The organism is Enterococcus raffinosus (assembly GCF_018917525.1).
GTDB classification, from domain to species: domain Bacteria; phylum Bacillota; class Bacilli; order Lactobacillales; family Enterococcaceae; genus Enterococcus_A; species Enterococcus_A raffinosus_A.
Window position 1 is genome coordinate 132,480 of record NZ_JAHLOS010000007.1, and the last position, 9,615, is coordinate 142,094.

The 9,615-nt window shown below is 42.3% G+C and carries 5 protein-coding genes; all 5 read right to left on the bottom strand.

Features of this window, described 5'->3' with window-relative positions; all coding sequences use genetic code 11:
• Window positions 1-463: 463 nt before the first annotated feature.
• Complete coding sequence (locus KQI58_RS07270; protein ID WP_216407808.1) at window positions 464-1,738, bottom strand: TIGR02679 domain-containing protein; 1,275 nt, start codon at window positions 1,736-1,738, stop codon at window positions 464-466.
• The gene (locus KQI58_RS07275) at window positions 1,735-5,817 is read right to left on the bottom strand and encodes a TIGR02680 family protein (RefSeq protein ID WP_216407810.1); all 4,083 of its coding nucleotides are present in this window, start codon (window positions 5,815-5,817) and stop codon (window positions 1,735-1,737) included. Before KQI58_RS07275 ends, KQI58_RS07270 begins: the two co-directional genes overlap by 4 nt.
• Window positions 5,804-6,940: a TIGR02678 family protein gene (locus tag KQI58_RS07280; protein ID WP_216407811.1), complete on the bottom strand. Its 1,137-nt coding sequence runs from the start codon at window positions 6,938-6,940 to the stop codon at window positions 5,804-5,806. The genes KQI58_RS07275 and KQI58_RS07280 overlap by 14 nt, the downstream gene beginning before the upstream one ends.
• The gene (locus KQI58_RS07285; protein WP_216407812.1) at window positions 6,933-8,438 is read right to left on the bottom strand and encodes a TIGR02677 family protein; all 1,506 of its coding nucleotides are present in this window, start codon (window positions 8,436-8,438) and stop codon (window positions 6,933-6,935) included. Before KQI58_RS07285 ends, KQI58_RS07280 begins: the two co-directional genes overlap by 8 nt.
• A gap of 442 nt (window positions 8,439-8,880) precedes the next feature.
• Window positions 8,881-9,153 (bottom strand): DDE-type integrase/transposase/recombinase, encoded by a 273-nt coding sequence (locus KQI58_RS23130; RefSeq protein ID WP_367397921.1) that lies wholly within the window; start codon window positions 9,151-9,153, stop codon window positions 8,881-8,883.
• Window positions 9,154-9,615 lie beyond the last annotated feature (462 nt).

The following is a 9,615-nucleotide window of genomic DNA, read 5'->3' on the forward strand; positions in this document are numbered from 1 at the left end:
AAATCCCTTTATAATTAGTTTCCAATAGCCTTTCATTAATTAAATGTCACCTGTAGGAATCGAATCTACGACTAGACAGTTGTGAACCATCTGCACCACCCAATTGAGCGAAGGATGCGCAAAAAGACTAGTAGAGAGTTTGATGACCCTCACTAGTCTCAAAAAAAATACTTCTGTTGGCGTTACACTAAGACATCTTGTTGTATCCAACTATTTTATATGTCAGTATAACAAAAAACGATTACATGCGTAGGGGACAATCTTTTTTTGATGTTACTAGAGATTACTCGTTATACCCATTTATTTGAGAATAGTTTTATTTTTTCCCTAGAATTAGATTGATTCCCAGTCATGAATAGCGCAAGTTCTCCCCCGGGGTTTCCTTAATCCAAAAGTAGTTTTGGTCCATTGGAAACTCTTCGAAAAACTCGATATTAGACAAAAAGACTAATATCGAGACTTTTTACCACTGAGCTAAAAGCTCAAACAATTCTTCCAACAGACCTTCCTGATAGCCTGCTAGCTTCTCCATCTTCATCAAGTCTCGGACTGCTATTAAGCTAGGCTCATTGATGGAGCCTAATTGCCTGAGGTGTTCCTCTGATAGCTCTACCTCTTTTGGAACCTTGCGATAGGCCGCTTCATCCATTAGCAACAAAACAACCTGTGGAGCAAAGCGCCGCAGAATTTTCTGGGCTATCTGCAGCCCTGCTGGATCAAGATCACCTGAATAAAAAATCTCAACGCCGCTGGCAGTAAGCTTCTCCGCTATTTTCCAGACCGAATAACGAAATTGCCCGCTGGAGCACACGATAGGTAGCTGAGGAAAAGCACCGCAGATAATCGAAAAAACACCGGAATTTTCAATGAATAGAACCTTGTTTCCCACAAACGGTACAATCCGATCGACCTCTAAAATATGCTTCAGGGGAACATTCCATGCGATAGCCGATTGAGCTGCCGCGGTCCACATCTGGACCTCTTTTCCTTGTTGATAGGCGGTCAACCCGTTTATTTGAACCGCATTGAAGGAGTCATCCTTTAACAAATAAAAATTTTCATAGACCGCGTTTTCCCATTCAGCATCGCCCATATAGGCAGGCTCTTGAGTGACCAGTCGTGTGATTGACTCTAGGTAATCGAAAAACAAACGTCCGCTTACGGTGGACCGATCTAAACGATGCGGATCGCGAAACAAATGATAAGAAAAATAGGGCAGTTTCTCAAAGTGATCGGGTAAATGATCCAACGCCTTTTTCAGATTGGTCAGACCCACTGATAATATGTCTTGATCAGTTTTAAAGCTTTTTAACCAGCTTTTCTTTTTCTCCGTTGATAAATAGGCTTCATGACCTGAGAGGCTTTCTTGTAGCATGCTTTCAAAACGCTGATACTCACGCTGCTCTGCCTGAAAAATCTCCTGCTTGTAGCTTAACGGCTGTCCAAGCACCGATTCAAGCACCGTTGAAAAAGATAGACTGGCAAAGCGACTTTCCTGATAACTTTGAAGAAACTTGGTCACCGAGATACTGTGCCTTTTTGACCATTCCCATTCACTAAAACCCATGAAATGCATCAGTTCTGACAGCTCTTCTTTAGAAAATTTTTGAAAGCCAACGCTTTTACCAAAATTACCTTGATGGTAAAACTTTCGCGCGAGTTCAGTAAAAAATTTTCGAAAAGCCGGGCTGTCAAAATACTGCAAAGCCGCTTTCTTTAAACCCTCCTGTGCTGTCATTCTTCAAGCACCAACTGAAGCTTTCGTCCATTCCAGTGATAGCAAAGCAACGAAACTACCGCGGAATTCTTAGGTCGGATCAGTTCATAGGTATTCAGGTTCGTGACTGTTGAAACCTCTCCCTGTAATGATTGAGAGTTCATAACATAGTTAAAACCCAATTGTTCACAGGCCTCAAACAATCCAGAGATGTTCTTATCATCGATCCCCGCAAATGCTTCATCTAAAGTAATGATGTATGGCGCATTCGCACTAGCATCCTGATAGCGGGAATAGACTGCCGCAAATAACGGTAGGTACATCGCAATCGCTTTTTCTCCCCCACTAAACTTGAAGAATTGATTGTTGTTCATCGTCTTGAAATTAACATCTCCTTTTTTAAAGGACAGTTGAAATTCAAACCAATTCCGATAATCTAGAATATCCCTCAGTGTATCGTACAAGCTTTCATTCCCTTCATCCCCCGCCTGCAGCTCCTTCGCAAAATTGATCTTATCCTCAAAGTGATTACGAATGGCTAATAGGTCGGTATCTTGTAGGGTTTCTACTGGTTTCTTCAGCAGGGCGATCAAACGCGAGGTCGATAATTCATCTTTGTGCTCTGGATCCTTCGGCAACCATTTTAAGGACAGCGTCAAGCCGGAAGAATTTTCTTTTCCCTGCCGTTTCAACAATTGATCCATTTGAGCCACCCATTTTTGCGCCTTTTCAATCGAACGGCGCAACACCTGACCGACAGAATCGAAAATGATTTGACGGAAAAGCTGCTCGTCCTCTTGACTCAAGTAAAGACGAGTCGTCTCGATCTGCTGCTCAATTTTTTCTTGGACTGTAAATGGATCTTCATACTGACCGTCGACATCCAAATTGACGATTTTTTGGTTGTTCATCATGCGCCAATATTCTAGCTCGCTAGTAGATAATAGTTCCTCTTCCAAAATCGATTGCTCGATACGAACTACCGGCCGATATTCTAATAAATCATTTTCAAAACGGCGATAAGCATTTTCAAAGATCTCTTCACTTTTCGCCAGCTTGTCTGAATCCACTGGGTGAACTTCTGTCTTGGCTAATTCAACAAAGTCGGTAATCCTGTCTACTTTAAAACGCAGTGTTTCCGCACGGTAAGTCTTTCCCCACAGTTCCTCCATTTGCTGAAGCTCGATTTCCTCTTGGGTGACACGTTCTAGGTCAGCCTCGGCTTTGGTTTCCAGCTTGATCAAGGCCTCCTTGCGATTCGTCAAGCTACGTTCGTTTTCGTCTAATTCCTGCTCCTCTTTCTTAAAACGACGAAATTCCGACTGTAGCTTCTCGATATCTTCTAACGACTGCTGCGCATAATTCTCAGCTAAAAACTGTTCAGTTCGTGATAAGGTCCGACTAATCTCCCCTTGGTCAAACAGAAATTCCGCTTGTTCCTCCTGTAGATCCTTAAGGTATAAGTCTTTTTCTCCATGACGCGTTTGGTCATTGATGAGTTGTGTATGGTTCAGCCGCAAATCTTCCAAAGTATCCACGAAATCACCGATAGACTTGATGCCATCGGTCAATCCCTCATAGGTCTTCGAACCATAATAATCCGAGAGTACCTTGTCAAAGGTGAACCGGGTCTGCTGCAGCTCCTGCAGCAATTCGCTCAAGCGCTGCCGAAGCTGTTGAAGTTGCCATTGATCATCCTTCAGCTGCATCTCAGCCTTCTTCAATTCACTCTTCGCCATCTGAAAATCAGCGTCGGTTGGGAATTGCCGCACCTCCTCAGCTAATTTTTTTTCCCACTGATCCAACTGATCTATTTGATTTGTCAGTTCATTTTGTTGCACCTTTAGCTCTGTGATCAGCTGATCTAGCTCAGTAATTTTCCGTTCACGAAATTCTTCACGACTCCGTTTACCGATATAGCTAGCTTGATAATCCGTATGAGCTTCTCCCTGCAGCAACGCCACCGAATAGCTGCCCGATGGAGTCATCGTAATACCTGCGTCTAACGTTTCAGAGGTAATCTGGATCTCATGCAAAATCTCTGTCACTAAATTTTGATACGCTGCTGATAGACTGGTCTCCGGTTGCAAGTAATCCGCCAATGTTTCTCCTAATACGATCGCTCCGGTCGGCTGAAGCTGGCGGTCACTTTCGATCGTCAAGGAATCAATTGAGACCAAGGCATCCAGCAGACCGACTTCAGCAATCGCCGATTCTAATCGATTGCGACTCTCCATATCGATCTCCTGCTGGAAATCGACCGTTTCGTAAAAGCTGTAAAATTTCTGCTTTTTCCCCACTAAGTGTTCACGATTCTCAATCGTTGCGGCAGTCCGTAAAGGGATTGGATCTTGCTTTTTTAGCCAATTCTTCCGTTCAGCTTGGTACTCCGCTGTTTTTTGCTCCAGCTCCCTTAAACGGTTCGTCAGCGGATAGCGCTGCTGGTTCAATTCCGCTTTGATTTGTTGAATACTTTGATAAAGCGGCTCCTTCAGCTGTTCAAAGCTTTGCGAGGTCTCTCCCAAGGTCTCTATATTTTGGATCAACTCAATAAAATGATCACTGGATAGATCAAAAGAAAAAGCTTGCTTCCATTGATAGATATTCTCTCGCAATTTTTCCAATTCTGTGCCAGCAAATTCTTCCCAATGCTTCAAATGCTTTTGATCCGTTTCAACTCTCTGCTCCTGCTCACCAACCGCTGAATCGGCAGTCTTTTGTTTTTCCCGCAGCTTATCGATTTCGATCAAGTGCTGTTTAGCTTTCCCTAATTGTTCCTTTTTCTCATGAAGCTGCTTTTTCCAATATGTCAAATGAGCGTCTACCTCTGGCTGGAGCAGCTGCCGTTTAATCTCTTCCGTTTCCTCCTCAAAAGCAAAAGCCGACGCATAATCAAATAAGCTTTCAATATATTCCGTCCGTTCATTTTCAGAAACGGCGATCTTTCGAGCAAGGGCTTCTAGCTGATTGATTTCTTGATCAAGCTGCTTCTCCTTTTTCTTCAATTTCTCTTGAATTTTTTGTAGCTCAGCTTTTTTTTCTGCCAGCTGTTTCTCCAATCGTTGTCCTTCTTCAACTAATTTTAGTCGATCATCCATCTGTAATTGCTGTAGGCTCTTCTGTACAACCTCTTTCCGGATCATCAGTGCTTCAGATTGCTTCCTATTTTCCGCCAGCTCAGTTTTAGTCGCGGTTAATTCCTCACTAAGTGCTTGATGCTGTTGCGTGATCTGACTCAATAAGTTCTTCTTTTCTAGCCAAGTTGAAGCTAATTGACCAATTTTTTCGCTACGATAAGGACGGTAAGCCTTTAATAAGCTTTCTAGTGACTGAGTCTCGATCTCTAGCTGCTCCAGCTGCTCTCTATAAGAATCAATCTGATTAATCGTTTGCGACAAAGGTTGCAGATCATCATCTTTCAAGGGTGGTAAAGAAGCGGTGAGAATTTCGTAAATTACCGTTGGCTTGAAATCTTTCGACAACTTCGGACTTCTCAGTTGTATCAACAGCTTGATCAGCTCATCGAATTGCTCCAGCGACTGAAAACCGAAGATCCGTTGATTGATGAAGGCTTCATAATCCTTTTGCTTGGTAAAAACCTTCCCTTTCCCCTCAATTTCCAACTTATTTCTCAAGCGTTTCAAGGTCAGCGGTTGAAATTGATCTGCTCCTAGCTTCTCCACCAAATCAATTCCATCAAGACCAACCCTAGTCCCATCGGTGATCACAAAATACCATTTATTCAGGCTGCCACCTCGTCTGGCCGACAAGCCGATCCCTGAAGTAAAATACTCATCCGTACCTTTTTTTCGATATTCCAACATCAAATAGCCGATCCGTTCAGACTGATTGGACACCTCTTCCTCGCCCAACAGATAATCCTCCATCCGCCGCGCATTCGAGCCGAAGGAATCAAGCCTTTTCGTCTCTGTTCGACCATCCAATAGCACCGGCAGCAGGCTTTGCATTGTGACTGATTTTCCAGAGCCATTCGTTCCCCGCAATAAAATCTTCCCATCGGCAAAATTGAAAATTTGATTGTCATAATACCAAAAATTAAATAGTCCCGCTCGACTAAGCTGCCATTTATTTTCCTCCACTTGTTGTATCCCCTTCCTTTTCCGTGTTCAGATATCCGATTGTTCGTGCAAATGAAGGGAATATGACCACATCCGTTTCATCATGAGTTAAGAAATGATGATCATAGGCTGTTTTCAGCAGTGTTTCGTCCAATTCAGTCAATGTCAGCTCACGATATTCCTTGGACCAATACTCATCATTTGTATCCTTCAGTTTTTCAACAATCGCTCGCCACGCTACTCGTGACAAATGAATCCGCCCGTATTCATCATAATCTTGATCAGCCAGCCGAAAGACCTCCGCAAGCTGTAGCAAAATCTCATCCACCACTCGGAAAGCCGGAAAATAATTTCCGCCTCTGCGGCGATTGATCGAAAGAATCGCCGTATCTCTCGTCAATTCAAAGCGGAAGGAGGTCTGTTCCCAAAATTTTTCGATCGAAGTATATTGATTTCTCAAATACTCAAAATCAGAAAGCGTCTCCTCTGTCCGCAAAAGTACCGGTTCTAAAAGCAAGCGTTGATACACCCGATGGGGTCGCTCAATTGGATACATTCGTTCAAAGCTCGCCTGCATTTCCGAAAAATCCTCAAAATCACTATAAGATTCCGGCCGCTGTCCCAAGAAATAGCGGCTGTAGACCGTGACCTGATACAGCACATCGCCACGATTTTCTCCCTCGCTTAAGAAATCCTCAGTCTCTCCTTCAATCACTTCGATCAAACGAAATTCCACCATCTTTTTCAAAACACGTACTAAACTTCGGCGATGGCGATAGTTGGTCCAATCAACAAAATTTTCTCGCGGATAGCTGTGCTGGAGCTCCTCCACCAATTCACTCAGTAAGAAGGCTTCCTTTTCATTCTTTTCTTCTGTGTACGCCATGGCACACATCATCAAAGCATAATCCATTTGATCCGAAAAGCCCTCGATCCCCATCCAAGGCATCGGCTTGATTGGCCGCTTTTGCACCTGAAAAAAACGCGGATGATAAATCAAATTCAAGCCAAAGCGTTCATTTAAAATTTTTCGAATCTCTTTGCGATTGCGCAGGATCATTCGATACAACTCCGGCTGCTCATCCCGAATAATCCAGAACTGTTCAAACAAGTTCTCAAGTGCTAAAAATACATCCTCATTCATCGTTTATGGTCTCCTTGATCTTCATAGTCACCTGCGGCATCTCCAGTAGCCCATCTTCAGAACGAATCGTGATCCGCTTCTCAGGCTGAATCATGATTCCCACTTGATAGCCTAAATTGGTTGAAACGAGCCGTTCCTCTTCAAACACTTGGACATCCTTTGCCAGGCTACTACTGATCCATTGAAGAAAAACCACACGAATCTCACTTGGAACCATTAGATCATCCATCAAACGGATCTCACCATCCGTTATAAACTGGGCGATTTTGGTCTGTAATTCGTTTTTCTTTTCAGCAATCTCCACTCGTTGCTGTTCTTTTAGTTCGCGATCGACCGTATAGGTGATCGTTCGCTGACTAAGGAGCGACTTGCGGCTGCGGGAATCAAGCTGCAATACCTCTGGCGATAAATTCCAAATACTTTCGTTTTTTGTTCCTTCAATCGGTTCGACACCATAATAATGCTTCCATGTCAGACTGCCAAAAATCGAGGCAAAACGATTCGCCGCTTCATCACAGGAAGCGACTTCGTCAAACCAGTGCGCCAATTGTAAATAATCCTTACGACGACTTTGATATTGCTTGAACTGACTGCTCAGTTGCTGGATCAAACCAGTCATCCGACGAATCATCTGTTCGGTCAAACGAATCAAGGTGGAAAATTCACTCGTTTTATCTCCCTCATCAATAAACCAGCGTTTCATCGTTTGAAAACTACCAAAAAGTTCACTCTTGATCCGTTCCTGATCCAGCTGAAAATCATCGATTCGAGGAATCCTTCGCTCACGCGCCAACATACTCTCAAAAACCAATTTCAGCTTCTCCTGAGAAACCAGTTGCAGTTGGTGCTCAATCTGATAATGCAGACCTTGAACCGTTACAATAAAATCTCGTAAATATTGGACAAATTGATCCTTGTAAATCAAAAATTTCTCCGTCTGCATGTAGTTTACTACCGCTTCATTCGCAAGATAACCCATATAATTCGAAGTATTCCGTTGAATATCGCTAAACAAACGGACAATTCTTTCCCATAACTTGTATGTTTCCTCTTCGTCAAAAAGATCAGATTGAACTAGCTCCTGCAAGCCATCCAATAACTCCTGGAAAACATTTTTATCTAGTCTCCCTTGACTGTTGCCACTTACAGTCCCTAATCGTTCCAGCATCTCCTCAATTTGGATACTCGTTTCCGTAATCTGATAACGGTAACGACGATTCTTATACTCCTCGATACTTTTAGGTTCTCCCATCTCCTGCCGCCGAGACAGGTTGCCCCATTGATATAGCTGATCTAGATCCTGATCAACCTCTCGCTCACCATAAGAACCATCAAATTTTTCTTGAACATATGTCAATACATCATCACGATAAAGAAGCATATTCATTTGACGATGCTGAGTAAAGAAATAATGCATCACCCAGCGATAACGTTCTACATTTTCCGCATTCAAGTAAGCAGTTTCTTCTATCCGTCCTAATTCCTGACTCCCACTCAAACTCAAAGCCCTCCTGTTTTTAATGTAGCCATTATACCACTCATAAAAAGAAAGATGTGAATCACTCACCACATAGTTAAACCCAAGTTGGGTGAATCGGCTACACTAGACAGAAAAGGCACTTGTCTCTCCATATACTTTTTGGATTTGAGTCAATACATCGGACATGATTTAAGATTTTTTTGGGGATTCCGACGGATGAGACTCTCATCGTTTCGACCAGCCATCAAACAAAATTTATTTGATTGCTGATCGAAATGATGAAGGAATTCTCCAGTGGAATGCTCACAAAAAATTGTAGGTGGCTGGCAATAACTAAGCTTGTAAGGACAACTCCTCCATCTGATTTGGTGTTAAATAATCAATATTGTTCTGAATTCACTTGTGATTGTAAAATCCCTCAATATACTGAAATAGAGCTAAATGAGTAACTTCAGAATTTTCATATGCTTTTGACGGATAGACTTCTTCCTTTCCGGATGAAGGAATGTTGGATGTTCAATTCTTTTAGCTTTGCCTCATAGGCTTCGCTGGTGTACTGAGAACCTAAATCTGAGTGGAAAATCAAGTTCTCTGAAGATCTTTGATTTAAACACGCAAGGTCAAAAGGGACAATAACCAATTCTTTAGTCATCTTCTTGCCAAATTTCCACCCGATAATTTTCTTTGATTGAATAAACTCGAAGGCATCGCTAGTTTTTACTTTTGAACGAATATGGTTAAAGCTTTTTTAGGGTTGGGGTTAGGATGATTTAGTGGACACATTTTGGGAGAGGATTATAACAGCCCCGAACAAAAGTTCGCAGCTCTCGAAAAAATACTTACGTTCTTTTAATCACCCCTACTCTTCTTAGTAAAGTGAAAAAAGGAAAATCACGACGGATCATTTGGCGCTTTATCATAAAAGAACATGAATGTTCTCTGCTCCACTAACACCAGTTCACAGAGTACAAGACTGGATAAATAAAAATTTCAAGTAAAACTTAGCCACTCCTCTTTAGCGGCTAAGCTCTACTTGAAATTTGAGTATAGGATTAAATGCTTTTTATCTCTTCCAATAAGAAAACCTCAGGAGAAAACCGCTCCTGAGGACTTTTTGTTTAGATGAATCATTTTATTGTCGATCACTGATTCTAAATTCGTATCCAAGTACGTTCTTATAATATTCTGGATACAT